Origin of the sequence: Bacteroides sp. MSK.20.12 (assembly GCF_019052435.1) — a bacterium.
GTDB lineage: Bacteria > Bacteroidota > Bacteroidia > Bacteroidales > Bacteroidaceae > Bacteroides > Bacteroides xylanisolvens.
In genome coordinates, this window is sequence record NZ_JAHQVH010000024.1 from 42,616 (window position 1) to 68,972 (window position 26,357).

General features: G+C 44.1%; 18 protein-coding genes. 4 read left to right on the top strand and 14 right to left on the bottom strand.

The genetic code is table 11. The annotated features are described in order from the left end of the window. Window positions 1-66 precede the first annotated feature (66 nt). From KTR06_RS13860 to KTR06_RS13875, 4 genes are all read left to right on the top strand, one after another. On the top strand, window positions 67-1,926 hold the full coding sequence (locus tag KTR06_RS13860; RefSeq protein ID WP_217290435.1) for a right-handed parallel beta-helix repeat-containing protein: 1,860 nt from the start codon (window positions 67-69) through the stop codon (window positions 1,924-1,926). A 152-nt stretch (window positions 1,927-2,078) separates the two neighbouring features. Beyond that, a complete protein-coding gene (locus KTR06_RS13865; RefSeq protein WP_217290436.1) occupies window positions 2,079-4,325 on the top strand; it encodes an alpha-xylosidase in 2,247 nt (748 codons plus the stop codon). A gap of 143 nt (window positions 4,326-4,468) precedes the next feature. Beyond that, complete coding sequence (locus KTR06_RS13870; RefSeq protein ID WP_195580762.1) at window positions 4,469-6,274, top strand: corrinoid protein; 1,806 nt, start codon at window positions 4,469-4,471, stop codon at window positions 6,272-6,274. 132 nt (window positions 6,275-6,406) lie between these two features. Continuing rightward, window positions 6,407-7,978: a sodium:solute symporter gene (locus tag KTR06_RS13875; protein WP_120070921.1), complete on the top strand. Its 1,572-nt coding sequence runs from the start codon at window positions 6,407-6,409 to the stop codon at window positions 7,976-7,978. A 170-nt stretch (window positions 7,979-8,148) separates the two neighbouring features. On the opposite strand, the gene KTR06_RS13880 is transcribed toward KTR06_RS13875, so the two are convergent. The 14 genes from KTR06_RS13880 to KTR06_RS13945 all read right to left on the bottom strand — a co-directional run bounded on the left by KTR06_RS13880 (window position 8,149) and on the right by KTR06_RS13945 (window position 26,078). After that, entirely contained in the window at window positions 8,149-8,976 is an 828-nt protein-coding gene (locus tag KTR06_RS13880) for a nucleotidyl transferase AbiEii/AbiGii toxin family protein (RefSeq protein ID WP_009041102.1), read from the bottom strand. Then, entirely contained in the window at window positions 8,973-9,599 is a 627-nt protein-coding gene (locus KTR06_RS13885; RefSeq protein WP_120070919.1) for a hypothetical protein, read from the bottom strand. The genes KTR06_RS13880 and KTR06_RS13885 overlap by 4 nt, the downstream gene beginning before the upstream one ends. A gap of 170 nt (window positions 9,600-9,769) precedes the next feature. Continuing rightward, the gene (locus KTR06_RS13890; RefSeq protein ID WP_128859350.1) at window positions 9,770-10,447 is read right to left on the bottom strand and encodes a vitamin B12 dependent-methionine synthase activation domain-containing protein; all 678 of its coding nucleotides are present in this window, start codon (window positions 10,445-10,447) and stop codon (window positions 9,770-9,772) included. Further along, complete coding sequence (locus KTR06_RS13895; protein ID WP_128859351.1) at window positions 10,440-11,450, bottom strand: uroporphyrinogen decarboxylase family protein; 1,011 nt, start codon at window positions 11,448-11,450, stop codon at window positions 10,440-10,442. The genes KTR06_RS13890 and KTR06_RS13895 overlap by 8 nt, the downstream gene beginning before the upstream one ends. A 150-nt stretch (window positions 11,451-11,600) precedes the next feature. Further along, on the bottom strand, window positions 11,601-12,035 hold the full coding sequence (gene rpiB / locus KTR06_RS13900) for a ribose 5-phosphate isomerase B (RefSeq protein ID WP_004297448.1): 435 nt from the start codon (window positions 12,033-12,035) through the stop codon (window positions 11,601-11,603). Beyond that, the gene (locus tag KTR06_RS13905; protein ID WP_128859352.1) at window positions 12,035-14,044 is read right to left on the bottom strand and encodes a transketolase; all 2,010 of its coding nucleotides are present in this window, start codon (window positions 14,042-14,044) and stop codon (window positions 12,035-12,037) included. Before KTR06_RS13905 ends, rpiB begins: the two co-directional genes overlap by 1 nt. A 142-nt stretch (window positions 14,045-14,186) precedes the next feature. Further along, entirely contained in the window at window positions 14,187-15,731 is a 1,545-nt protein-coding gene (locus KTR06_RS13910) for an alpha-N-arabinofuranosidase (RefSeq protein WP_128859353.1), read from the bottom strand. Window positions 15,732-15,862: 131 nt separating this feature from the next. Further along, window positions 15,863-18,265, bottom strand: a complete 2,403-nt coding sequence (locus KTR06_RS13915) for a glycoside hydrolase family 127 protein (protein ID WP_217290437.1) — start codon at window positions 18,263-18,265, stop codon at window positions 15,863-15,865. 141 nt (window positions 18,266-18,406) lie between these two features. After that, the gene (locus KTR06_RS13920; RefSeq protein WP_217290438.1) at window positions 18,407-20,002 is read right to left on the bottom strand and encodes a xylulokinase; all 1,596 of its coding nucleotides are present in this window, start codon (window positions 20,000-20,002) and stop codon (window positions 18,407-18,409) included. A 106-nt stretch (window positions 20,003-20,108) separates the two neighbouring features. Continuing rightward, a complete protein-coding gene (gene araA, locus KTR06_RS13925) occupies window positions 20,109-21,638 on the bottom strand; it encodes an L-arabinose isomerase (protein ID WP_120070904.1) in 1,530 nt (509 codons plus the stop codon). Between the two features lie 41 nt (window positions 21,639-21,679). Next, on the bottom strand, window positions 21,680-22,363 hold the full coding sequence (locus KTR06_RS13930) for an L-ribulose-5-phosphate 4-epimerase (protein WP_004309172.1): 684 nt from the start codon (window positions 22,361-22,363) through the stop codon (window positions 21,680-21,682). Between the two features lie 5 nt (window positions 22,364-22,368). Next, entirely contained in the window at window positions 22,369-23,085 is a 717-nt protein-coding gene (locus KTR06_RS13935) for an NUDIX domain-containing protein (RefSeq protein ID WP_008770909.1), read from the bottom strand. Window positions 23,086-23,218: 133 nt separating this feature from the next. Further along, window positions 23,219-24,913, bottom strand: coding sequence for a sodium:solute symporter (locus KTR06_RS13940; RefSeq protein ID WP_004314122.1), 1,695 nt, complete (start codon window positions 24,911-24,913; stop codon window positions 23,219-23,221). 25 nt (window positions 24,914-24,938) lie between these two features. Next, a complete protein-coding gene (locus KTR06_RS13945) occupies window positions 24,939-26,078 on the bottom strand; it encodes an aldose epimerase family protein (RefSeq protein ID WP_008774877.1) in 1,140 nt (379 codons plus the stop codon). Between the last annotated feature and the right edge of the window lie 279 nt (window positions 26,079-26,357).

Genomic DNA, 26,357 nt, shown 5'->3' on the forward strand with positions numbered 1-26,357 from the left:
CTTTTACATAGAGTACTAAATCGATGTGTGTTCGTCTTTATTGAAGTAGCACATTGAGGTAGTACCATGAAAAAGACTTTTATTTATCTTTCTTTTATCATTTTCTTGGGGTGCTTTCCCTCGCTTTTTGCGGGAGAAATTTATGTATCCCTGCAGGGGAATGATAAGAATCCCGGGACAAAGGAAGCCCCGTTTAATACATTAAACCGGGCAATCAAGCAGGCTCGTGAATGGCGTAGACTGAATCGGCCGGAAGTAGCCGGAGGAATTTATATTCGTTTGGAAGAGGGTGTTTATGCCCAGCGCAATTCTCTATTTCTTCGTCCAGAAGATAGTGGGACACCCGATTCTCCAACAGTGATTTGTGCAGTAGATGGTGCTCATCCTGTGATTAGTGGTGGAGTTGCTGTTACGGGGTGGAAGCGTGGATGTAATCATCCGGCAATTCCTGAAAAGCTAAGGCAGAAGATATGGTCGGCAGAGGCTCCCCTAATAGGAAATAGAAGAGTAGAAACCCGGCAAATGTGGGTGAACGGTCATAAAGTTCAAAGAGCTGCGCAATTTCCTGACGGAGGATTGGAACGAATGATTGACTTCAATCCGGAAGAGCAGACAATAACGATCCCCGTTTCTCAAAGTGTAAATCCGGAAAGACTTCAAAATGCCGGTCAACTGGAAATGATTGTCCATCAACGCTGGGCGATTGCTATTTTGCGCGTGAAAAGTATAGACGTGAAAGACGGACAAGCTGTAGTTCGCTTCCATGAACCTGAAAGTCACCTGGAGTTTGCGCATCCCTGGCCGCAACCCGTCATCGGAGGAGAGAAAGGAAATTCTTCCTTTTGCCTGACCAATGCACTGGAATTGCTGGACCAACCCGGTGAATGGTTCCAGGAATATCCTTCCGGCACGATTTACTATTATCCGCAGGCGAGCGAAAATATGGAAACAGCTGAAGTGATTATCCCTGCCTTGGAAACTTTAGTGACCATAGACGGTACATTGTCTCGTCCGGTAAAACATATACAATTTAACGGAATTACTTTTGAGCATACCTCCTGGATGCGTCCTTCTTATCAGGGACACGTCACTCTGCAAGGGGGATTTCCTTTATTGGATGCCTATAAACTACAAGAACCGGGGCTTCCGGAAAAAGCGGAACTGGAGAACCAAGCTTGGATCACCCGTCCCGAAACAGCGATACGTGTAAGAGGTGCCGAGCATATTGATTTCAAGCATTGCACCTTCCATCATTTATCGTCCACCGGACTGGATTATGAATGGGCCGTTACTGCATCGAGTGTCGAAGATTGTCAATTTACGGATATTGGAGGAACGGCTTTACTGGTCGGTGCATTTCCGGACGGAGGATTGGAGACGCACATTCCTTTTATTCCTGCTGACGTACGGGAATTATGTTCCCATATTACTATCAGAAACAATTTCATCAGTAATGTGACTAATGAGGACTGGGGATGTGTAGGTATCGGCGCCGGATATGTCAGAAACATGGATATTTCTCATAATGAAGTCTGCCATCTGAACTATTCAGGGATTTGTGTAGGCTGGGGATGGACATCGCTGGAGAGCGGAATGTGCAACAACCGGATAGAAGCAAACTATGTACATCACTTTGCCCGTCGGCTATACGATGCAGGCGGTCTGTATACTCTTTCCAACCAGCCGGGTTCCGTCATGCGAAATAATCGGATCGAACATTTAATCGAGGCACCCTACGCTACGAATGACCGGGCTTTTTATATCTATCTGGATGAAGCTACGGACGGATATACAATGGAGAACAACTGGTGTCCCGCTGAACGTTTTGATTCGAACCGCCCCGGGAAAAAGAACGTGTGGAAGAATAACGGGCCTCAAGTGGCGGACAGTATTAAGTACAAAGCTGGAAGAATAAAGCAAGATTGAAACAAATTAATGGATTAACATAGTCATCAATGTACTAGTATAGCAATCAATAAACTAGCGTAATAATCATTAGAACTAGACTAATATGGCAACCATTCAAACTAATATGATAATTATAGTAATCAATAAACGATATTTAATCAATAAAATAGATGAAACCAACGAACTACCACTTATTTGATTTCCTTGATTTCGATACCGAGCTATCAAGGAATGAGTCGCTTTGGAAAGCATACAAGCCAACGGCTGTTTATGAAAAGGAAGGAGATATTTACGTAACAGTTCCCTTTCAGAAGCAAAAGCTGGCTAACGATATGATGGCGGATACCGATGTTCCCCAGGAGGAATATACGTTAATCATCCGTCAGTATAACATCGGCATCACCCGCCTGTTTCTTGGCTTCGGTGATTATGTACTGACAGATGAGTCGGAAATGCTACAATTCAGTGACCGGATTCAGAAAGTGCCCCTGTTTATAAAAGAACAAAAAGGAAAATGGATTCTTTCGACGGAAGACGGAACGAAGCGTGCCGTTATCAATGTGGAAGAGCCTCTATTAGACCGATGGAGCGAATTGCTTCCCGACCCTCAAGAAACGCTTGACATCACTTTATACCCTGATGGAAAGCGTGAAATCCGCTTGTCAGCCTACGACCATTTTTCGCCTCCCCGTTACGATGCGTTACCTGTTGCCTTTTGCAAACGCGATGGTCGGAAAGAACGGGCAACGCTTTCTTTTGAATGTAAGCCCGATGAATGTTTTGCCGGAACCGGAGAACGTTTCTTTAAAATGGACTTGAGCGGACAGACTTTCTTCCTGAAAAACCAAGATGGGCAAGGAGTCAATAACCGGCGTACTTATAAGAATATCCCCTTCTATCTATCCAGCCGAATGTACGGAACATTCTACCATACATGTGCTCATAGCAAGCTCTCACTGGCCGGACATTCCACCCGTTCCGTCCAGTTTCTAAGCGACCAGGCATTGTTGGATGTATTTGTAATAGGCGGTGATACGATGGAAGATATTCTTCGCGGTTATCGTGACCTGACCGGCTATCCGTCTATGCCTCCTCTTTGGAGTTTTGGCGTTTGGATGAGCCGTATGACTTATTTCAGTGCCGATGAAGTAGACGAAATATGCGACCACATGCGTACCGAACACTATCCCTGTGATGTAATTCATCTGGATACGGGCTGGTTCCGTACCGATTGGCTCTGCGAATGGAAATTCAATGAAGAACGGTTCCCCGATCCGAAAGGATTCATCGGGCGGTTGAAAAAGAACGGCTATCGTGTCTCTTTATGGCAACTTCCATACGTTGCAGAAAATGCAGAGCAGATTGATGAAGCCAGAGCCAATGATTATATAGCCCCATTGACCAAACAACAAGCGACCGATGGTTCCAACTTCTCCGCCCTGGATTATGCCGGAACAATCGACTTTACTTATCCGAAAGCAACCGAATGGTACAAAGGACTATTGAAACAACTCCTGGATATGGGAGTAACCTGTATCAAAACCGATTTCGGTGAAAACATTCACATGGACGCCCTCTATAAAGGTATGAAGCCGGAATTGTTGAACAACCTGTATGCCCTGCTTTATCAAAAGGCCGCTTACGAAATTACGAAAGAAGTGACAGGTGACGGTATTGTCTGGGCACGTTCCGCATGGGCGGGATGCCAGCGTTATCCTTTGCATTGGGGAGGCGATTCCTGTAGCTCTTGGGATGGAATGGCAGGTTCTCTGAAAGGCGGTCTGCATTTCGGTCTGTCGGGATTTGCTTTTTGGAGCCATGATGTTCCCGGCTTCCATACATTGCCCAATTTTATGAACTCGGTAGTAGCAGATGATGTGTACATGCGCTGGACTCAATTCGGCGTATTCACATCGCATATCCGTTATCACGGAACCAATAAGCGTGAACCCTGGCACTATCCGGCCATAGCTCCGTTGGTGAAAAAGTGGTGGAAATTGCGTTATTCGCTCATTCCATACATCGTAGAACAAAGTAAACTAGCCATAGAAAGCGGCTATCCGCTCTTGCAGGCACTCATTCTGCATCATCCGGAAGATAAACTTTGTTGGCATATAGATGATGAATACTATTTCGGCAATGATTTCCTGGTAGCTCCGGTGATGAACAGCGAGAACTGTCGGGATATCTATCTTCCCGAAGGAAAATGGGTGAACTTCTTTACGGGAGAACGTCTGGAAGGAGCATGCTGGCTGAAAGACGTATACGTTCCATTGGAAGAAATGCCCGTATATGTGCGTGAAAATGCCGTGATCCCCATCTATCCGGAAGACGTGGACTGTACGGATGAAATGGATTTAAGCAAAAGCATAGCTCTACGTATAGATAATGATTATAAAGGATTTTGGAATAGATAAATAGAAATAACTCAAGTTTTGTAAGTAGCCTGAAAGGCTTACATAATATAGCGTAGAGTGATACCTTACGCTATATACCAAGAGGCTTTCAACCTAATAAATTACTTCCGAAACTTAAGTAGAATAAATAAAAATGGCAGAGTATGAAAACATGGAAGAGTAATTTAGAAGAAACAAAACAACGTTATATAAATTGGTGGAACCATAAAGGAATCATTCTCAATATGTGGGAGCACTTCCAGGAAGGAGTGCAACCACATGCAGAGATAATGCCTCCCGCACCGGCAAAAGATTTGTCGCAAAAATGGTTCGACCCTCAATGGAGAGCTGAATATCTGGACTGGTACGTAGCGCACAGCAGTCTGAAAGCGGATATTCTTCCGGTTGCGAATACCCAACTGGGTCCCGGTTCTCTAGCCGCCATCTTAGGCGGAGTGTTTGAAGGCGGGGAAGACACCATTTGGATTCATCCCAACCCGGATTTCACCGATGAAATAGTCTTTAACCCTGAACACCCGAACTGGATTCTTCATAAAGAACTCCTGAAAGCCTGCAAAGCGAAAGCCAACGGACACTACTTTGTCGGTATGCCCGACCTGATGGAAGGACTGGATGTTCTGGCCGCACTGAAAGGAACGGATAGGGTATTATTGGACACAGTGATGCAGCCCGAAATCTTGGAACAACAGATGCAGCAAATCAACGACATCTACTTCAAAGTATTTGATGAACTATACGACATCATCCGTGAAGGCGACGAGATGGCTTTCTGTTATTTCTCGTCCTGGGCTCCCGGAAAGATGAGTAAACTGCAAAGTGATATTTCGACCATGATTAGTCAGGATGATTATCGCCGGTTTGTGCAACCTTTTATTCGTGAACAATGTCAGAAGATTGATTATACCCTTTATCATCTGGATGGAGTGGGAGCTATGCATCACCTGCCTGCCTTGCTTGAAATTGAAGAATTGAATGCGATTCAATGGACTCCCGGAGTGGGCGAACCACAAGGAGGATCTCCCAAATGGTACGATCTGTATAAGAAGATTCTGGCAGGCGGAAAGAGCGTGATGGCTTGCTGGGTGACATTAGACGAACTAAAACCCCTATTGGATCATATCGGCGCGGACGGTGTACATTTGGAAATGGATTTCCATAACGAAAAGGAAGTGGAACAGGCCATGCGGATTGTCGAAGAATATACCGGTTCTTCTACCGCTGTAAATACCAATGAACATCAACAGGATGCCGACTTGGCAGCTACCGGACAGGAACGTATTTGTATACGGGAAGAACAACACCAGGAAGAGGATAAACTGAAACCTCTGTATGAAGCCATTGTTGCCGGGAAACTGGAACCTGCGGTTGAAATCACCCGGCAAGCCATTGCGGAAGGAGTAGCTCCCCAAATGATTATCAATAATTATATGATTAAAGCAATGGGCGAAGTGGGACAACGTTTCCAGGATGGAAAAGCTTTTGTTCCTCAACTGTTGATGGCAGGACGTGCCATGAAAGGGGCTTTGGAGCTACTGAAACCTTTATTGGCAGGAAGTGCTTCCACTACAATAGGTAAGATTGTCATCGGTACAGTGAAAGGAGATCTCCATGATATTGGTAAAAACCTGGTGGCTTCCATGCTGGAGGGTTGCGGCTTTGAAGTCATTAATATTGGTATTGATGTGACTTGTGACAAGTTTGTGGAAGCTGTGAAGGAAAACCATGCTGACATCTTGTGCATGAGCGCATTGCTGACTACTACCATGACGTATATGAAAGAGGTTATCCAGGCATTGGAAGAGGCCGGTATTCGTAATCAAGTGAAAGTGATGATTGGCGGAGCACCCGTCAGTCAGGGGTTTGCTGACGAAATCGGTGCGGACGGATATAGTGATAATGCGAATACAGCCGTAGCAGTTGCCAAAGAACTGATTGGAAATAAAAAATAGAATAAAAAGGCACGGATTACACGGATAAACACGGCTTTTAATTACATAGCCTATTAAAACCGTGAAATCCATGTAATCTTTGCCTAAAGAAAATTAGATTTAAACTTACGTTACTTATTTAATACTTGAATTATGCATGTGAAATTCTTAGAGACATTAGATTGGAGTATTCTGATTGCCTACTTCCTTATTTTGATAGCTATTGGTATATGGGCAAGTTCTAAACGAAAAAAGGGGAGTAGTCTTTTCCTTGCGGAGAATTCGTTGAGATGGTATCATATCGGTTTCTCCATGTGGGGGACGAATGTCGGACCTTCCATGTTGATAGCTTCCGCAAGTGCCGGATTTACTACTGGTATTGTTTCGGGGAATTATGCCTGGTATGCATTTGTCTTTATATGTCTGCTTGCTTTTGTCTTTGCTCCCCGATATTTGGGTAGTCGCATTACGACATTGCCCGAATTTATGGGAAAACGTTTCGGACAATCTACCCGTAACATCCTTGCCTGGTATACCATTATTACCATTCTTATTTCATGGCTTGCATTGACTTTATTTGCCGGTGGAGTCCTGATCCGTCAAGTCTTCGATATTCCTATGTGGCAATCAGCATTGCTGTTACTTGTCATCTCCGCTTTCTTTACAATGCTCGGCGGACTGAAAGCTGTGGCCTACACGAATGTATATCAAATGATACTGTTGATTGTAGTATCAGCCACACTGGCTATCATGGGAATCTATAAAGTGGGCGGTGTAGGCGCACTGGTGGACGCCGTTCCGGCGGATTACTGGAATCTTTTCCGTTCGAATGACGACCCGGCTTTTCCCTGGCTACCTATTATCCTGGGTTATCCTATTATGGGAGTTTGGTTTTGGTGTACGGATCAGTCGATGGTGCAACCGGTTCTTGCTGCCAAGAATCTCAAAGAAGGACAGATGGGAACCAACTTTACCGGATGGTTGAAAATATTAGATGTACCTCTTTACATTCTTCCCGGCATTATCTGCCTCGCTTTATTCCCACAATTGGAGAATCCCGATGAGGCTTACATGACAATGGTGACTCATTTGTTCCCGACAGGAATGGTCGGCTTGGTATTGGCTGTATTGACGGCAGCATTGGTAAGTACTGTCGGCTCTGCTTTGAATGCATTAAGTACGGTATTCACGATGGATATCTATGTGAAGAAAATCCGACCGCAGGCCAAGCAGAAAGAGATTATCAGAGTGGGACAAGTGGTTACGGTAGTCGGTGCACTGATCTCTGTGATAATAACCATAGCGATCGACAGCATCAAGGGACTGAATCTATTTAATGTTTTCCAGTCTGTACTGGGATTTATAGCTCCTCCGATGGCAGCCGTATTTCTCTTTGGCGTGTTCTGGAAACGCACCACTACTCTGGCAGCTAATATGGCTCTGACATTGGGAACAGTGTTCAGTATCGGAGTAGGAATCTTGTATTTATGGGTGTTTCCGGCAGAACAATATGATGCATGGCCTCATTTTATGCTGCTTTCCTTCTACTTATTCGTTATCATCGGAATAGGCATGATAGTAGTCAGCCTGTGGGATAAATCTCCGCAACTGGGAACCTTGAATATGGAAAAGATAGAGGACAAACCTGCACGAATTGTTCTTATCCTATGGGGATTACTTATTGTGACTATGATCGGGCTTTACATCTTCTTCAATGGCCACTAGCTTTTATTCACCACGGAGGACGCAGAGGACACAGAGTCTTTTGTTATTAGATAATAATCTCCGTGTCCTCTGCGTCCTCTGTGGTGAAACTATTTTCTGCGAAAACAATTCTCATACGTACACAGCCCGCAAGTATATTCCAGCTTACGGATATGAGAACTATTGCAATCTTACTCAAACTTTATCATATCAGCTAACTGAACGAAGTAATCATTTGACCAAATATCCAATTCTTTGGGATTTTTGACAAAAGGCAGCACGTCACTCTTTACCTGATTGATGTTTGCCGAGGATAATCTGTCTTTCAATTGGGCCACAAATGAATCTTTATCAATTTCTTTATTGTTGAATTGGCGGACACGTTCGGCTAGATGAACGAAGTCAAGAGGAACATTGTGGCGGATATACCATTCAAAGTCGTACCAGTCCCGACCTTTTACCCTGTTTTTCCAAGTACGATATACCAGTGCGTGCATTTTTCCGGCAAATAAATCCGGAAGAACAAAACAACGGGTCATAAAGGAATGTGGTTGTAAAAGCAATTTCTGCTCTGTCCGAAACTTCAAAGGAGGGTGGGTGTCAACCTCTATCTTGATTTTTATGGATTTATCTGTCTGAAAAGAGACATCATAAACATCGGTATTGTCTTTTAAAAAGGCAGATTCCACCTTTCCAAAGCTTGCCTTATCTTTCTTCTTAATATCCACCAGCCTGCCAACGATTGCAAACTCATCTATAATGGGTTGAAAATATTTTGTGAAATCAAATTTATCATCAGGAATCAAAAGAGAAAAATCCATGTCCTCACTGAAACGCTGAAGGCCATGGAAAATCCGAAGGCAAGTACCACCATAGAAGGTGGCCACACCAAAGAAACCACCATTATAAAGACCGGCAAGTATCACTTGTTGGTTTACTTCAAAAATAGCATTACGCTTCTTTTGCTCAGTAGACAAGTCGTATGCAGAAAGCATATTATCATAAATCTCATTTTTCATTTTTTCATTAATTTAAGTAGTGTTTTTATCGATTCGGCTTTTTTGCCAATCTCAATATACTTTTCAAATATGCTTGTGTTCATCTGCTTGAAATCTTCTATTTCCATCCGGATATCTTCTGCCAAATAAACTTCCGCGTCCTTCAGATAGCGAAGATTCACATTAGGGGAATTAGCTATCAAATCACATAACGCCTTTTCGGGAGTAGCTATAACAAAAGCATATCCATCCTGTTTGATACTTGACAGGCCAATAGAAAAGGTTTCTCTTGGCATATAAATATATTCGAATCTTCCTATCGGAGTATCAAAATCTCTGGAATGTTTCAGGGTCATTGATTGCGTGGTATATACTGCTTCAGGTATCAGCCCGTAATAGCGTAGAGCCGACGACAGGGAAACGTATGAGGGAGCATAAAGATGATTGGCTATCAATTCCGTAGACAATGCCTTTCCTGTTATTTCCGGGTTGCATACATATAAGCCTCTCTTGAGACGGATGATTTCTCCGTCCCTCTCAAGTAACCTGACTTTCTGATTTCCTCCTTTAAGATGCGGATAAAGTGATTCCAGCATGGGCGTCGTCACAGGTATATTGCCTAATCTTGATAATACATTGTTCATACTACAAAGGTAGTAATTTTCTGAATAATAAAATATATATAATATGTTTTTCTGTTCAATTTATATCTATTTTTAGAAGGGCAAAGCAAGAAGTGTATGTAAACCAAATTTAGAATAATTTGTTTACGTCCTATTTTTCCTCTGTGTCCTCTGCGTCCTCTGTGGTGAAACTATTTTCTGCGAAAACAATTCTCGTACGTACACAACCCGCAAGTATATTCTAGCTTACGGACATGAGAACCCACTCCAATAATACCACTTACAGATTTGATGGGAATCATCAGGCTGGAATCTGTCAACTGAATACCACAGGGCGAAGCGACCGGAAATAAGGAGAATAGTTTTTGTTGTTCCGATACGTGCCATCCGCAATAACCGGGGCTGTATCTGTTAGTGTGCTTCCAACCTCTCTTTTCGATAAATGTAGCCAACTCCTCTTCCATGCAATCAGCAGTCTTTTCTGCAATGATGCTCCCCAATGAGTCTGCTATATATACTTTCACCATGTCGTCCTCTTGCTGAAGCAGATGTTGAAACTTCTCAAATTCAACTCCCGCAGTGGCGGTAAAAAAGGCAAAGGCTTCCGAACCCCGTAGTTGGCGGGCAATGGTTTTACCGATTGTGAGAACCGTATCTTTTACAGTCAGTGTTGCTTTTTCAATGTTAAGCAGTCCGTCAGTGAGGAAAAAGAAAAAACGGGGACGAAGAAGGGGAGTGATACGGTCAAGTAACGTATTTATTTCTTCTATGACCATTCCATCCGGCATAGAATCTTTATATCCCATCGCCTCGTAAATATCGGACGATGGGATTTGCAGTTTCTGGTAAGTAAGTTCCTGTTCAACCATTATTGAACTCTTCCAATGCGGTATAAAGTGCGTCTATATTAACAGAAGGCGTATGTGGCGGAATATCACAACCACTTGACAATACGAAGTTCGGATATGCACGGGTAGCCTCCAATAGTTGCAAAGTCGCTTCCTTCATAGTCTCCGGACCTGCCATCTTGAAAAGGCTCACCGGGTCCAGATTTCCCATTGCCAGTGCATCGGCCGGAACCTCTTTCAACGCTTCCTCCATCTTAATTTTATTCCCGAAGTGATAAGCAGCTGCACCGGTATAAACCATCGCTTGCGTGCAATTCCCTGTGTTTCCGCAATTATGAAGTACTACGGCAAAGTGATTATCCTGTACCTTCTCTATTATTTCTTTCACGAATAAAGAAGAATATTGCAGGCAATCTTCGTTGGATAACAGTCCTGCAGCAGGTTCAGCCATGACTACACCGTTCACACCAGTTGCTTTCAATGCCATGCAATAGCGGGTGATGAAGTCACTGCATTTTCTTAATAACGTATTGGCTGCATCGGGATTAATATAAATCAGCATCATGATCTCCGACATATCATACAAACGTCCGGCCAGCGAATAAGGACCGATGCAACCGGCAAAAACCGGACGGTCTGTAACATTTCTGGCTGTCAGCATATTTGCTTTAAGGTATTCAGGGATTCTTCCTTTATTCAATGCCGGAACTTCCAGCTTTTCAATAGCAGCTTCATCCGCCAGTAAACGGCCGGACACACTGGGCACCTCATTTTCCGGAAAGATAATCTCTGCCCCGAAAGCTTCCGCTTCTACCGTCAGATCCATGATAACGGTTGCTGCCGCAGCCGGATACTTGTCACAAAGAGCTTTGATAGCCTCATAATGAACCTGTCCGTTTGTTACCGCATCATGCACCGTTTTCCCGATAAATTCGATACCCGGATGTGTCATGATCGGAATTGCAATCGTTTCCTTACGCTGGATCGTTTGGCTGATCCATTCTTTCATATTCAGTTTACCCATAATTTCAGTTTTTAATATCGTCTTGTAATAAAGACGAAGTTGCCCTTCTTTTGTAATCTCGTATATGATAAAATCTGATACCGGTATAAAAATAAAGCTGCTCTTCTTTCTGAAGGGCAGCTTTACACCTATTTGATTTATCTTCGAGCTTTATTTTACCGGAATCTTATCAATACGATTCTGATGACGGCCACCGTCAAATTTGGTAGAGAAGAACTCTGTCAAAATCATGTCCGCTTCTTCAGTGCTGATGAAGCGTCCCGGCATAACCAGTACATTAGCGTCATTGTGCTGACGAGCTAGGTGTGCGATTTCTGCATTCCAGCAGAGAGCAGCACGAACCCCTTGGTGCTTGTTCAGCGTCATATTGATTCCGTTTCCACTGCCGCAGATAGCGATACCGGGATAACATTCTCCCGATTCCACTGCAAGAGCCAGCGGATGAGCATAATCCGGATAGTCTACGCTTGCGGTAGAGTTAGTTCCGAAATCCTTGTAAGCCCAGCCTTTTGCTTCCAGCCAGCCGCGAACATATTCTTTCAGTTCAAAACCGGCATGGTCGCATGCTAATCCGATTGTTTTCATTAGAGCATTGCTTTTACTTGGTTATATACGTTCTCGGCAGTAAATCCAAGTTTCTCATCCAATACTTTATAAGGAGCAGAGAAACCGAAAGATTCCAATCCCCAAACTTTACCGTGGCAACCTACCAGACCTTGAAGAGTGACAGGCAGGCCGGCAGTCATACCGAAAATCTTCGCATCTGCCGGAAGGATAGCTTCCTGATATTCTTTCGGTTGGTTGCGGAACAGACCTTCAGACGGAGCAGATACAATGCGTACCTTCACGCCATCTTTGCGAAGCAACTCTGTGCCGGCTACCAATGTAGACACTTCAGAACCTGAAGCTACCAGGATAACATCCGGATTTTCGTCGGAACCTGCTACGATATAAGCACCCTTGGCTGCTTGTTCGTAATCTGTTCCTGCCGGTAAATTGACAATATTCTGGCGAGAGAAGATCAATCCTGTCGGAGTAGACATATTTTCCATAGCAAGTTTCCAAGCGATGGTTGTCTCTTCTGCATCAGCCGGACGAAGTACCAACATAGAGTTGTGTCCCTTATGATTTTTCAGTTTTTCCATCAGGCGGATTTGTGCTTCCTGTTCTACCGGTTCGTGAGTAGGACCGTCTTCACCTACGCGGAATGCGTCGTGTGTCCAGATGAATTTCACCGGTTGTTCCATCAAAGCAGCCATACGTACGGCAGGTTTCATGTAATCGGAGAATACGAAGAATGTACCGCAAGCAGCGATCACACCACCGTGGAGAGACATACCGATACAGATACAAGCCATTGACAATTCAGATACACCTGCTTGGAAGAATGCTCCGCTGAAATCACCTTTCTTGAAAGAATGAGTCTTTTTCAGGAAACCGTCAGTCTTGTCAGAGTTAGAAAGGTCGGCCGAAGCAACGATCATGTTTTCTACCTGTGTAGCAAGTGCGCCCAATACGGTTGCAGATGCAGCACGAGTAGCGCTACCTGCTTTCTGTTCGATAGCAGCCCAGTCCACTTTCGGAGCTTTGCCCGAGAAGAAGAGTTCCAGTTTTGCTGCCAGTTCCGGGTTTGCTTTCGCCCATGCAGCTTTCTTTGCATACTTTTCAGCAACGATCTTCTTCAGTTCTTCTGCACGTTTTGCATACAGTTCGGCTACTTCCGGGAATATAACAAACGGGTTAGTAGGATCACCACCCAGATTCTTGATTGTATTTACATAAGCGTCGCCACCGAGAGGAGCACCGTGTGTAGCGCAGTTAGCTTCATAGCTGCTGCCGTCTGCCTTGCGTGCACCTTTACCCATTACGGTTTTACCGATAATCAGTGTCGGACGTTCTTTTTCAGCTTGTGCTTCTTTGATTGCCACACGGATTTCGTCAGGATCATTACCGTTGATATTAAGTACGTTCCATCCCCATGCTTCATATTTCATGGCAGTGTCTTCAACGGTTACGTCTTTCGTTTCTGTAGAAAGCTGAATATCGTTGGAGTCATAGAACATAATCAGGTTGTCCAATCCCAGTGCACCGGCAATACGTCCGGAACCTTGAGAGATTTCTTCCTGAATACCACCGTCAGAGATGTAAGCGTAAATGGTCTGATTCATCACCTCGTCGAAACGGGCTTTCAAGAATTTGGCAGCGATAGCAGCACCTACTGCAAAAGTGTGTCCCTGTCCCAGCGGACCGGAAGTATTTTCGATGCCACGCATGATGTCCACTTCAGGATGTCCCGGAGTAGGGCTTCCCCATTGACGGAATTCTTTCAGCTCGTCCAGCGTGAATTTTCCTGTCAATGCCAACGTAGAATAAAGCATCGGAGACATGTGGCCCGGGTCGAGGAAGAAGCGGTCACGTCCTTCCCAACGGGGATTTTCAGGATCGTATACTAGAAACTCAGAGAAGAGTACATTTACAAAATCAGCACCACCCATGGCGCCACCCGGGTGACCGGAATTGGCTTTCTCAACCATTGAAGCAGCAAGAATACGGATGTTATCCGCTGCACGATTCATAAGTTTGTTATCGTTCATATCATTAAAATTTAATTGATTTCTGTCAGATTGTTCGCAAAGATAACTCTTTATGTGGATTTAACAATCCAAAAGAGCTATCTTTTTTATCGACAATTTTACGGTCTTCTTGTTTGTGATACAATAAGTAATTGCTCTAAAATTACTGTAACTCTAAAGTAACAATGGACTTAGCAGGAAGTTTTACCTTCATTGTACCTTTATTGATTTTTACCTCTTTGAAAGGTGCCGGTTTTACAATATTAGGTTTTTCAAAAGAATTGTAATCGGTCAGTTTGGAAGCGGTCAGAATCTCTCCAATAGCTTTCTTGGCTTTCGTATCACTCAGATTGATGGTGATTTCCTGCGCTTCATCAGCATCTACATTGGAAAGAGAAATATGGATCACCCCATCTTTGTTTTTGGAAGCTGTGGCGCTCACCATCGGTACAGTGCGGTTATCACGTACACTTATCTTTTCGCAAGTCAGGTCGATAGGAAGATAAGTGGCATCCTGGTGTACTTTATACATCTTGAAGACATAATAAGTAGGCGTTAACACCATTTCTTTGTCTTTCGTCAGAATCATCGATTGAAGTACGTTGACAATTTGTGCGATATTTGCCATCTTCAGGCGGTCTGTATATTTGTGGAATACATCAAGACTTAAAGAAGCCACGAAAGCATCACGCAACGTGTTCTGCTGATACAGATGTCCTTTGATGGTTCCGGGTTCCTCATCCCACCAGGTTCCCCATTCGTCCAGTAAAAGAGCGATTTTCTTGTCCTTGTCATATTTGTCCATGATGGTACAATGTTTCTTGAGTACATCTTCCACTTCCAGACATTTGCCCATCGTCCAGTAATAATCATCCTTGTTGAATTGAGTGGCTGATCCTTTGCTGCCACTCCATCCGGTTACGGTATAATAGTGCAGAGAAAGACCGTCCATCCGGTGTCCTACGCGATTCATCAATACATCTGTCCATTTGTAATCATAGTCACTTGCGCCACTGGCAATCTTGAACAGACGGTTGCCGTCATAATTGCGGCAATAAGTAGAATAACGACGATATAAGTCTGCGTAATATTCCGGACGCATACTGCCACCGCATCCCCAGCTTTCATTTCCTACGCCGAGATATTTCAATTTCCATGCTTTGTCGCGACCATTCTTACGGCGAAGGTTGGCCATAGGCGAGTCTCCATCAGAAGTCATATATTCTACCCATTTGGCAAGCTCTTCCACTGTGCCGCTACCTACATTTCCACTCACGTATGGTTCGCAACCCAGCATTTCGCAAAGATTCAAAAACTCGTGCGTTCCGAAACTGTTGTCTTCAATGGTTCCGCCCCAGTTGTTGTTCACCATCTTCGGACGGTTCTCTTTCGGACCAATGCCGTCCATCCAGTGGTATTCATCGGCAAAGCATCCGCCCGGCCAGCGAAGAACGGGAACGGACAAGTCTTTCAGTGCATTGAATACGTCTGTGCGATATCCCTTGATATTAGGAATATCCGAGTTTTCGCCTACCCAAAGACCGCCGTAGATACATGAACCCAGGTGTTCGGCAAACTGGCCGTAAATTTCCTTCGGTATGATTTCTTTGCCTTGGTCGGCATGTACGGTTATGGTAGCACTCTTTTGTGCAGAAAGAGATACAGATGCTGCCAGAAAAGCCGTGCTGACTAATAGTTTTGCTTTCATAAATGGTATTTGTTTAATGATTATTTTTTACCACAGATTACGCAGATTATCACAGATTGATTTTATTCTGACTACTATCATGTTATAACCCATAAATAATCTGTGTTAATCCGTGTAATCTGTGGTGACTTCTATTTTAGTAAACGAACTTCATAAACGGCAGACGTCCATTCCGTCCCGTTAGGGATAAAACGTATCGGACAACTACCCATATTCAGTTTTTGAGGCAGAACGTATGAAAGGGTTATGAAACCGTCTTTATCCGCTTCACTGATAGTCGGATGAACAGCCAATTTTTCGTTATTCAGAAGAATAGCCACTTTATTGCGGTCATCTTTCCGTACCGTAATCAGGAGGCGGCTTGCTTCTTCTTTCACTTTCAGCTGATAGCCGAACCAACCTTTGGCGCGACGGAAATGCCGGTCTTTATTCGTTCCTGTTTCTGCCTGCTCATACTGGATGCCATGGTCAGACTCCGGTTGCTGTTCACCGGGGAAGATAAGGTCAATGGTTTGATTAGCCAATTCCGTTGCTTTTCGTTCAGCCGTTGCCATCTCTTCCTGGATCGCTTTAAACTGCTCTTCGCTTGCCTGCCGGAAATAAACGGCATAACGGGAATTGTGCAGGCGGAAGAACGGAACGAGTTCCAATGCCTTGTCTTGTGCAGGATAAACCTCTCCGTTATAGCTGAAAGTAATCCGGCTATTCTGTTCTTTCTGAAGAGACTTGCAGATTGAATCTGGATTTCCTATCAGCATCGGAACTTCTTGCAAAGGAATTTGTTTGCCATGAGCGATATGTCCGCCACGGCTGTCATCGGCATATAAACCATCAAGATGTTCAGTGCCTGTGGAAGCTGCAAGAACGATTGGACCATATAAGAAAGCATAATAATCTTTCTTGTCGGGAATCTGTTCCACGCTGACTTTCATAGGCAAGTGGAAAGTAATGACATCCCCTTTTTTCCATTTGCGGGAGAGAGGAAGATATTGGTTACCTTTTGCCATAACGAATATTTTTCTTTTTCCATTGATGTTGACGCTATATCCTTTGGATTGGTTCGCCCATTCCGGAATACGTATCATTAAAGTACGTTTTTTCTTAGGCGCTTCATCTATTCGCAAAGTTACCTTGTCGTCATCGGGGAAACGGGTTTCCTGTGTCAAAATAATGCCTTGCTCTTTCCAGGTCAGTTGTGAAGGAATGAAGAGATTGACATAAAGAGTGTCTTTCCGATACGCATAGATAAATTCGCCGTATTTGGTATGGTTCTCCAAGCCTGAACCTACACAGCACCACATGGATGTTTCCGGTTGTGAGTACACACGATAGTGTCCCGGACGCATAGGAGTGAAGTAGACAAATCCACCTTTATCCGGCTCTTGTGACGCTAGAATATGATTGTAAAGCGCACGTTCGTAATAGTTTACGTAGTTGGGATCAGGTTCGTTTGTTTGATTCGGATTGTGAGAATTCTGATAAAGCATTTTAGTAAGACGGAGCATGTTGTAAGTATTACAGGTCTCCGGTCCTTGAACGTCGTTCAGCATGGACGTGAAGTTATCCGACGGATGGAAATGTTCGCGGACGCTATTTCCTCCGATGCAGACAGAACGGTGATTGACTACCGTGTTCCAGAAAAAGCGGGCGGCATGATCCCATTCTGCAGCATGATTCCAAGTCTTGTCGTCTTGTGACACTTCGGCTATTCGCTTGTAGCCGATCACTTTTGGAATCTGTGTGTTGGCGTGCATTCCCGTCAATTTGTCTTCCTCTTTGATAAGCGGGTCTAAGATAAGCTTGTGAGAGAAACGGCGTGCCAGTTCCAGATACTTCTTGTCGCCTGTGATTTCGGCCACGTCAGCGAACGTTTCGTTTAATCCGCCATGTTCGCTACGAAGCATATCCTGCATTTGTTCGTCGCTCAAGCCGGAAGTGATATCGATCATCCAATCTGTAAAAGCGATAAGCATTTGGCGTGCAAGGTCGCTTCCTGCATAGAGGTATGCATCCCGCAATCCGGCGTAAGTCTTATGTATGTTGTATAGAGGCACCCATTTGCCGTTAAGGTCGAAACCTCCGGCACGGATCTTTCCTGCTTTTATATCTTTCCAAAGTTGAAGGCTTCCCGGAGTTCCTCCGATGAATCCTGTGCCGACAGTTTGCTGTGCCCGGTTCAACTCATTCAGCATGTAGTTGAGGCGATTATAGACTGCGGTATCTCCGGTGGCGGCATACATCATGGAAAGTGCGGATAAATAATGTCCGCCGATATGTCCGTCCAATCCGGTATTTTCCCAATTGGTGTAGCTGGGGGCTTTAGGCTGTAACCCTGCTTCGCGGAGAAAAGGAGCGAGCAGACGGTCGGGATCTAATGCAAGTATGTAATGTAAATCAGTCTGTTGAGCTTGCAGAAACGGACTATCCAATAGTTTCACATTCTGTAAAGGGAAGTAAGACACTTGTGGGGCGTTTTGAGCTTTGCCCAGTAAGGTGGACAGGACAAGTGCAAGTATGAACGAGGTGGTTTTCATGATAATAGTCTCCCCATCTCCCTCTCCAAAAGAGGAGAGGGGTGGAGATAATTAATGTTTGTACTTAGTTAGAATTGACTCTTGATAAACAGCGATTTATCGACAATCTTTGATGAACAACAATGGATTGCCGACTGTCAATTATTTAAATTTGACTGCTGCCTCTTCGATAGGCAATCCTGCCTTATAGTTTTCGATGTATGTATTGAAGCCGGCTACATCTTCGGGCGTAGGTGATACCTCGATACCCGCGTCACCGACAAATACACTTTCATCCAGAAAATCGGCAAGAGATTGTTTCTTTTCATTGTTCACGAGGTAAGAACCTAACAGGGCAATACCCCAGGCACCACCTTCGCCGGCTGTTTCCATCACAGAAATAGGCGAGTTGATAGCTGCAGCAAGTATTCTTTGACCTACTCCTTTGGTTCTGAATAATCCTCCGTGACCAGTAATTCTGTCCACTTTGATTTTTTCTTCGTTGAACAGGATATCGTTGCCAATCTTGAGTACTCCTACTGAAGCATACAGGTGAGTCCGCATAAAGTTTGCCAGGTTGAATTTGTCATTTGCCGAACGTACAAACAACGGTCTTCCGTCAGCAAATCCAGTTACAGGTTCGCCTGAAATATAATTGTATGAAAGCAAACCTCCGCAATCGGTATCACCGGTGAGCGCAATATTGTAAAGTTTGCTATAGATTTCATCCATATTTACAGGTATGCCCAGAAGCTCCTGATATTCCTTGAACAGGTTGACCCATGCGTTGAGATCAGAAGTACAGTTGTTGCAATGCACCATGGCTACCAGACTTCCGTCAGGAGTGGTCACCATGTCAATCATTTCGTATGGCTTCGACAAATCTTTCTCCAATACGATCATAGAGAATGAAGAAGTACCTGCCGATACATTTCCGGTGCGTTGTTTGACTGCATTGGTTGCCACCATTCCGGTACCTGCGTCTCCTTCCGGCGGACAAACCGGTATTCCTGCCTTCAAATGACCCGATACATCGAGCTTTTTACTTCCTTCCGGAGTAAGGACACCAGCATTTTCACCTGCCGACAATACTTTAGGCAGAATATCTTCCAGTTTCCAGCTATATTCTTTCGGAGCAATCAATTTATCGAACTTAGCCACCATTTCAGCCGAATAGTTGTGGGTTGTCGGATCGATAGGGAGCATACCCGATGCGTCACCGATACCCAATACCTTTTCGCCAGTTATCTGCCAATGCACATAACCTGCCAGAGTAGTCAGGAAATCAATGTCATTCACATGTGCTTCATTGTCCAGGATAGCCTGGTACAAATGAGAAATGCTCCATCGCAGCGGAATGTTGTAGACAAACAGTTCTGATAAGGCTGCTGCTGCCCGACCTGTATTCGTATTTCTCCAAGTGCGGAAAGGCACGAGGATTTCTTCTTTTTTATTGAACGTCATATAACCATGCATCATGGCGCTGACACCGATAGCAGCCAGCGTCTCAATCTCTATGCCATATAAGTTCTTTACGTTAGCGCGAAGGTCAGCATAGCAATCTTGCAGTCCCGACCAGATAGCTTCAATATTATAAGTCCAAAGTCCGTCAACTAACTGGTTTTCCCAAGTGTGGCTACCTTGAGCAATAGGCTTGTTTTCTTGGTCAATCAAAACTGCTTTAATTCGTGTTGACCCCAGTTCTATACCAAGAATGGCTTTGCCTGCTTCGATGGTTGATTTTGCATCTAATTTCATGTTGAAATCAATATTTTAAGGTATAACGATAATGATAGAAAAAATCAAGTTTCGCAGGTACTTAATAATTGGATTAAGCTCTTGCGAAACTTGAGAGATCGGCTTTTTAGCAAAGCGCTTTATTCAACATGTAATACACTTCGTTCATGCGCAGTTCTTTCTTGAAGCAGCTGATCGTAGTATCCTTGTTGATATGTACCATTTCGATACCTGCGATTTCAGCATAATCTTCCCAATATTCTGCTGTCAGGTCGTAAGAGAAGCAAGAGTGGTGAGTTCCACCAGCCAGGATCCATGCACCTGCACCTACTTCGAGGTTAGGCATCGGAATCCAGAGAGCAGAAGCAACCGGCAACTTAGGCAGCGGTTTCGGTTCGATACATTCCACATCGTTCACAATCAGACGGAAGCGGTTACCCATATCTACTACTGTAGCAGTGCATCCTGCGCCTGTCTTTGAAGTAAATACCAATCTTGCTGTCTGGCTTTTGCGGATACCTATACCGAGGAAGTGTACTTCCAGGCGAGGTTTGTTGGCTGCGATAAGCGGGCAGATTTCCAACATGTGTGACTGCAGGATAGAGCTGTTGGCACCGTCGAAGTTCAGTGTATAGTCTTCCAAGAATGAACAACCTTTGGGAAGTCCCTGATTCATTACCCATACCGTACGGTAAAGAGCAGCCGATTTCCAGTCTCCTTCAGCGCCGAATCCGTAACCTTCCGCCATCAGACGTTGTGAAGCAAGCCCCGGGATCTGATCGAAACCATTGTATTCGATGTCGCCCAAATCGTCGAAGTTGGTCGTAAATCCTTTAGCACCTTTAGCTTTCAGGATAGCACGCATGGCAAGTTCTGCTTTAGCGGCATTCCATACTTTTTGATAAGCTTCAGTCGATTTGTCTTCCAAAGAAGCATCGTGGTCGTATTCTTTGAAGTAGGTAGCTACCAACGTATCTACATCTTCATTCTTGATTTCTTTGTGGTATTCCATCAATTCGCTTACCGGGCAATAATCTACATGGTAACCCATACGTTGTTCAGCTTCCACTTTATCACCGTCGGTTACAGCTACATTGTTCATCTGGTCGCCGAAACGGATAATCAGCATATCTTGTGAGTCTGCCCAACCGGCACAAACACGCATCCAGACAGCGATCTTGTGCAAAGTGTCTTCCTCTTTCCAGTAACCTACCACTACTTTACGACGGATGCGCATACGGGTACAGATATGTCCGAATTCGCGGTCACCGTGAGCAGACTGGTTCAGGTTCATGAAGTCCATGTCCATTGTATCCCAAGGAATTTCCTTGTTGAACTGTGTGTGCAGGTGTAACAATGGTTTCTTCAACTGTTGCAGACCATGAATCCACATCTTAGCAGGAGAGAAAGTATGCATCCAAGTGATTACACCGATACATTTTTCATCGTTATTGGCTGCTTTGAATACAGTTTCCACTTCTTTAGAAGAGTTGGCAGTACCTTTGTATACCACCTTGACAGGGAGTTTACCGGATTCATTCAGTCCGTTTACCATTTCATTAGAATGTGCGTCTACTGCGATTACTGCGTCACCTCCGTACAGAAGCTGTGCTCCTGTTACGAACCATACTTCATATTGATCAAATACGTTATTCATAATGTTATTGCTTTAATTTTTAATATTTGTTTTTTTAATTGTTACTGTCCATAATAAGCATTCGGACCATGCTTGCGGCTGAAATGTTTTTCTACCAGCAATGGGTTCATTGTTAAATTCGGGTTTACCGCATAAGCGATACTTGCCATTTTGGCTACCTGTTCCATTACCACGGCGTTGTGTACAGCATCGTGCGCATCTTTTCCCCAAGAGAAAGGACCGTGATTCTTCACCAATACTCCCGGTGTATGTACAGGATTCAATCCTTCAAAACGTTTCACTATCACATTACCGGTTTCCAGTTCGTAAGCGCCTTTCACTTCCGCTTCCGTCATATCTGCCGTGCAGGGAATGGCGTCATGGAAATAATCCGCGTGAGTCGTTCCGATGTTCGGAATGTCGCATCCCGCCTGTGCCCAGGCAGTCGCATAAGTAGAGTGGGTGTGTACCACTCCGCCAATCTCCGGAAATGCTTTGTAAAGTACTACGTGAGTAGGAGTATCCGAGGATGGCTTCAGTCGTCCTTCAACGACCTTGCCATCCAAATCCACTACTACCATATCTTCGGCTTTCATATCATCATAACTTACACCACTGGGTTTGATTACTACCAATCCGCTTTCACGGTCGATAGCAGAGACATTGCCCCAGGTAAAGATGACTAATCCATGCTTTACCAATTCAAGATTGGCATGAAATACTTTTTCTTTTAGTTCTTCCAGCATAATGATTATATTTTAAATTTCGGGTCTTTGCGGTAAGCCTTGCCGTTGAACTTATACAAGGCAGCGCCCCGTTTGGAACCCAGTTTATCAATTTTATCAGTCTTTTCTATATAATCCATTTCAGCCACTCTTTTACGGAAGTTCCGTTTATCCATTGTTTCACCGTAAATGGCCTCATATAAACTTTGTAATTGGGATAATGTAAAGAGTTTCGGAAGCAGATTGAATCCGATAGGTTCTACGGATGCTTTCTGTTTCATCAGTTCCCGTGCTTTTTCTACCATTTCAGGATGGTCGAAGATAAGCGGGGGAAGTTCGTTCATATTCACCCAGTAAGCATTGTGCTTCTGAACCAGTTTTCGGTCATACTCATTGATGTTAATCAATGCATAGTAAGCCACGGAGATAACCCGTTCACCCGGATCGCGGTCGATTGCTCCGAAAGTTCCTACCTGTTCCATGTAAACGTTTTCCAGTCCGGTAAGCTCATGCAATACACGTTTGGCGGCATCATCCACACTTTCATTGTTTTGCACAAATCCTCCCATCAGTGACCATTCACCCATTGCCGGCTCGAAGTTTCTCTTCAACAATAGCAAGCTGATTTCCCCTTCGTTGAAACCAAAGATGATACAGTCGATGCCGACATAAAAGGTGGGATTCGAGCTATAATAAGCCTCCCCCCGGTTCTTTCCAAAAGAGAGGGAGTTTGAGCTTATCATTGACTCTTGTGAATTATCTTTATCCATTTAGATTGTGATTTTAGTTATAATAAACCAGTCTTTCCGTTGGCAAGACTATTTTTAGCTTCCTTCAACCTTTCCCAAAGAGAAGATTGAAGGAAGGGCTTATTTTTTACCAGAAATACCAGTAGAAAGCACCTGTAATAGCCAGGATAATTACAGTATGAATAATATCCCAGTGATTCCAGCTAGCACGTGTAGCAGCTTTTTGTTCTTTGGTAGCCGTACCGAATACCAGTCCCTGAATCTTTTCTGCAGTCGGAGCTTTGGTTGCCAGGCTGACTACGATTACTACAATAATGCAGAACAAGAACATCCATCCACAGAAGAATAACCAATTCATATCATAGAACAAATATTTGAATGTAGAATCTGCTACTTCACCTGCATTGCTATAATATACTTTTGCACCGAGGCGAGTTAAACCGATTACCATACCAGCAATCAATCCCCACATACCACCCTGGGCGGAAGTACGTTTCCAACAGATACCCAGTAAGAAAGCCGCAGCGATACCTGGTGCCAGTACGGATTGAACGTCCTGCAAATAAGTATAAAGTACATCGCCTACACTACGCATGATAGGAATCCAGAGAATACCTAAAATAACGATTACAACCGTTGCAACCTGACCGATACCTACCAGTTTCTTCTCCGGAGTTTCCGGTCTGAAACGTTTGTAGAAGTCGATAGTAAACAGCATGGCTGACGAGTTAAACAGAGATGCAAGAGAACTCATCAAGGCGGCAAGAATACCACATACTACCAAACCTTTCACACCGGCAGGAAGTAATTTGGCTACTAATGTCGGGAAAGCGGCATCAGCATTTGCTGTTCCGTTGGCCAGCATCGGCAAGAAACCTTCGCCACCGGCACCGATATATTTTTGATGTAATGCAAATGCGATCATACCAGGAATCAAGAAAAGGAATACAGGCAACAATTTCAGATAAGCACCGAAAATAGTACCACGACGAGCTTCCATTTCATTTTTACCTGAAAGTACACGTTGAACGATGAACTGGTCGGTACACCAGTACCAGAAACCGATAATAGCCGAACCGATCAAAGCGCCCAACCAAGGGAAGTTTGCATCATCATTGCTACGGATCAGGTTAGTCATTGTATCACCGTAATCATTTACGGTAACAGCCCCACAGACTCTCATCATTTCGTCCCATCCACCTAATTCTTTGAAGCCGAGTACCAGAATTATTAATGATCCTAGCAGTAGGATAGGGGTTTGAAGAACAGAAGTGTAAAGAACTGATTTCATACCACCGAAGATCGTATAAAGTGCAGTTAACACTACCAGACCGATAGCTGCAATCCAGAAGAAATCAATTCCCCAAAGCTCTTTGATACCGAATACTTGTTGGAATACAAGACCACCGGCATATACAGTCACAGCTACTTTGGTTAACACATAACTTACCAAAGAGATGACCGACAGGATGGTACGTGATTGAGGATTATAGCGGCGTTCCAGAAATTCCGGCATTGTATATACCATGCTTCGTGTGTAGAAGGGTACAAACACCCATCCCAGAATCAAGATCATCCATCCCTGAATTTCCCAGTGTGCCATAGCCATACCACTGGATGCACCGGCTCCTGCCAGTCCGATCAAGTGTTCCGAACCGATGTTGGATGCGAAAATAGAGGCACCGATCGCAAGCCATGTTGCGTCGCGTCCGCCCAAGAAATAATCTGCCGAGTCATTTTGTTTTTGTCTGACTACCCAAACAATAATACCGATCAGAGCCAGAAAAAAGACTCCGATTACTAGCCAATCTAATGCTTCCACAATAAATATGATTTATGAGTTAATATTATTTCTCTACAGAGAATTTGAAAATACATTCACTATTATAAGTTTGTCCCGGTTCCAGTACAACAGAAGGCCAGTCTGCCTTGTTAGGGCTGTCAGGATAATGTTGTGTCTCCAGACACACAGAAGCACGTTGGTTGTAAACGATGCCTTTCTTTCCGGTTACGGTTCCGTCGAGGAAGTTTCCTGTGTAAACCTGTACACCCGGTTCGTTGGTATATACTTCCAGAGTAATACCGCTTTCAGGTGAGGTGAGTTTTGCAGCAACTTGCGAAAGATCTCCCTTTGTGTTGAGTACCCAGTTGTGGTCATATCCTTTTCCGTTCTTCAGTTGAACGAAATCGTAGTTGTCGATCTCTTTGCCTATAGCTTTCGGAGTGGTGAAGTCCATCGGAGTGTCTTTCACAGGAGCGATTTCGCCTGTAGTCATAAAGGTACTGTCTACCGGAGTATAGTAGTCTGCGTTCACATACAATATATTGTCGGTTGAAGCTTTTGACGGATCACCAGCCAGGTTGAAGTAAGAGTGGTTGGTCATATTGATGATCGTCTTTTTATCGGTAGTTGCGCTATATTTGATGTCGATAGCGTTGTCTTCAGTCAGTTTGTAAGTCACTTTAGCTGTCACATTACCCGGGAAGTTTTCGTCTCCGTCCGGTGAGACAAGTGTCAGTTCCAGCGTTGTCGGATCAATCAGATTAGCTTCATAAACTTTGTATTGCCAACCTTTCGGGCCTCCGTGCAGGCAGTGGCCGAAATTGTTTTGCGGCAGTTGGATCGTGTCGCCGTCCAATGCGAAACGTCCTTGGTTGATACGGTTTGCATAGCGTCCGATAGAAGCACCGAAGTCGCTGGGTACATTAATATAGTCAGCAATGCTGTCAAAACCTAAAACTACATCTTGCATTTTACCGTTCTTGTCGGGTACCATGACAGACACGATACGTCCTCCGAAGTTAGTGATGCATACTTCCATGCCTGCCTTGTTCTTTAAGGTGTAAAGAGCTGTTTTGGCATTGTTCACTTCTGTTTGAAATTTTACCGGGTCAAGACCGGACAAGGTCAGCTCGGAAGCCGGCTTGTTATTGCACGCAACCAGCATCAGCGCGGCAAATCCTGCAAGTAGAAAATGTTTTTTCATGGCTTTATTTTTAATGTAAATGAGATATTTATCTTATTTTGGGTGTAAAAGTAACACTTTTGTTTGGTGTATCAAATACACTCTTGTATGTTATGCAGCATAAACGGTATATTTTATGATTTCCCATACACCTTATTATATATATAAATGTACGCTTTCCATCCGTTTATTTTTCATATAATAGAGCGGGTTAATAGGTATTTTTTGATCTGGTTTCGTATTATAAATATCAGATACGGATGGAAAATTGTGCAAATGAATGGAATTTGATCCTTTTTG

Coding starts and splice junctions, on each gene's coding strand:
- KTR06_RS13860 (WP_217290435.1), top strand. CDS start 67: ATGAAAAAGACTTTTATTTATCTTTCTTTTATCATTTTCTTGGGGTGC.
- KTR06_RS13865 (WP_217290436.1), top strand. CDS start 2,079: ATGAAACCAACGAACTACCACTTATTTGATTTCCTTGATTTCGATACC.
- KTR06_RS13870 (WP_195580762.1), top strand. CDS start 4,469: ATGAAAACATGGAAGAGTAATTTAGAAGAAACAAAACAACGTTATATA.
- KTR06_RS13875 (WP_120070921.1), top strand. CDS start 6,407: ATGCATGTGAAATTCTTAGAGACATTAGATTGGAGTATTCTGATTGCC.
- KTR06_RS13880 (WP_009041102.1), bottom strand. CDS start 8,976: ATGAAAAATGAGATTTATGATAATATGCTTTCTGCATACGACTTGTCT.
- KTR06_RS13885 (WP_120070919.1), bottom strand. CDS start 9,599: ATGAACAATGTATTATCAAGATTAGGCAATATACCTGTGACGACGCCC.
- KTR06_RS13890 (WP_128859350.1), bottom strand. CDS start 10,447: ATGGTTGAACAGGAACTTACTTACCAGAAACTGCAAATCCCATCGTCC.
- KTR06_RS13895 (WP_128859351.1), bottom strand. CDS start 11,450: ATGGGTAAACTGAATATGAAAGAATGGATCAGCCAAACGATCCAGCGT.
- rpiB (WP_004297448.1), bottom strand. CDS start 12,035: ATGAAAACAATCGGATTAGCATGCGACCATGCCGGTTTTGAACTGAAA.
- KTR06_RS13905 (WP_128859352.1), bottom strand. CDS start 14,044: ATGAACGATAACAAACTTATGAATCGTGCAGCGGATAACATCCGTATT.
- KTR06_RS13910 (WP_128859353.1), bottom strand. CDS start 15,731: ATGAAAGCAAAACTATTAGTCAGCACGGCTTTTCTGGCAGCATCTGTA.
- KTR06_RS13915 (WP_217290437.1), bottom strand. CDS start 18,265: ATGAAAACCACCTCGTTCATACTTGCACTTGTCCTGTCCACCTTACTG.
- KTR06_RS13920 (WP_217290438.1), bottom strand. CDS start 20,002: ATGAAATTAGATGCAAAATCAACCATCGAAGCAGGCAAAGCCATTCTT.
- araA (WP_120070904.1), bottom strand. CDS start 21,638: ATGAATAACGTATTTGATCAATATGAAGTATGGTTCGTAACAGGAGCA.
- KTR06_RS13930 (WP_004309172.1), bottom strand. CDS start 22,363: ATGCTGGAAGAACTAAAAGAAAAAGTATTTCATGCCAATCTTGAATTG.
- KTR06_RS13935 (WP_008770909.1), bottom strand. CDS start 23,085: ATGATAAGCTCAAACTCCCTCTCTTTTGGAAAGAACCGGGGGGAGGCT.
- KTR06_RS13945 (WP_008774877.1), bottom strand. CDS start 26,078: ATGAAAAAACATTTTCTACTTGCAGGATTTGCCGCGCTGATGCTGGTT.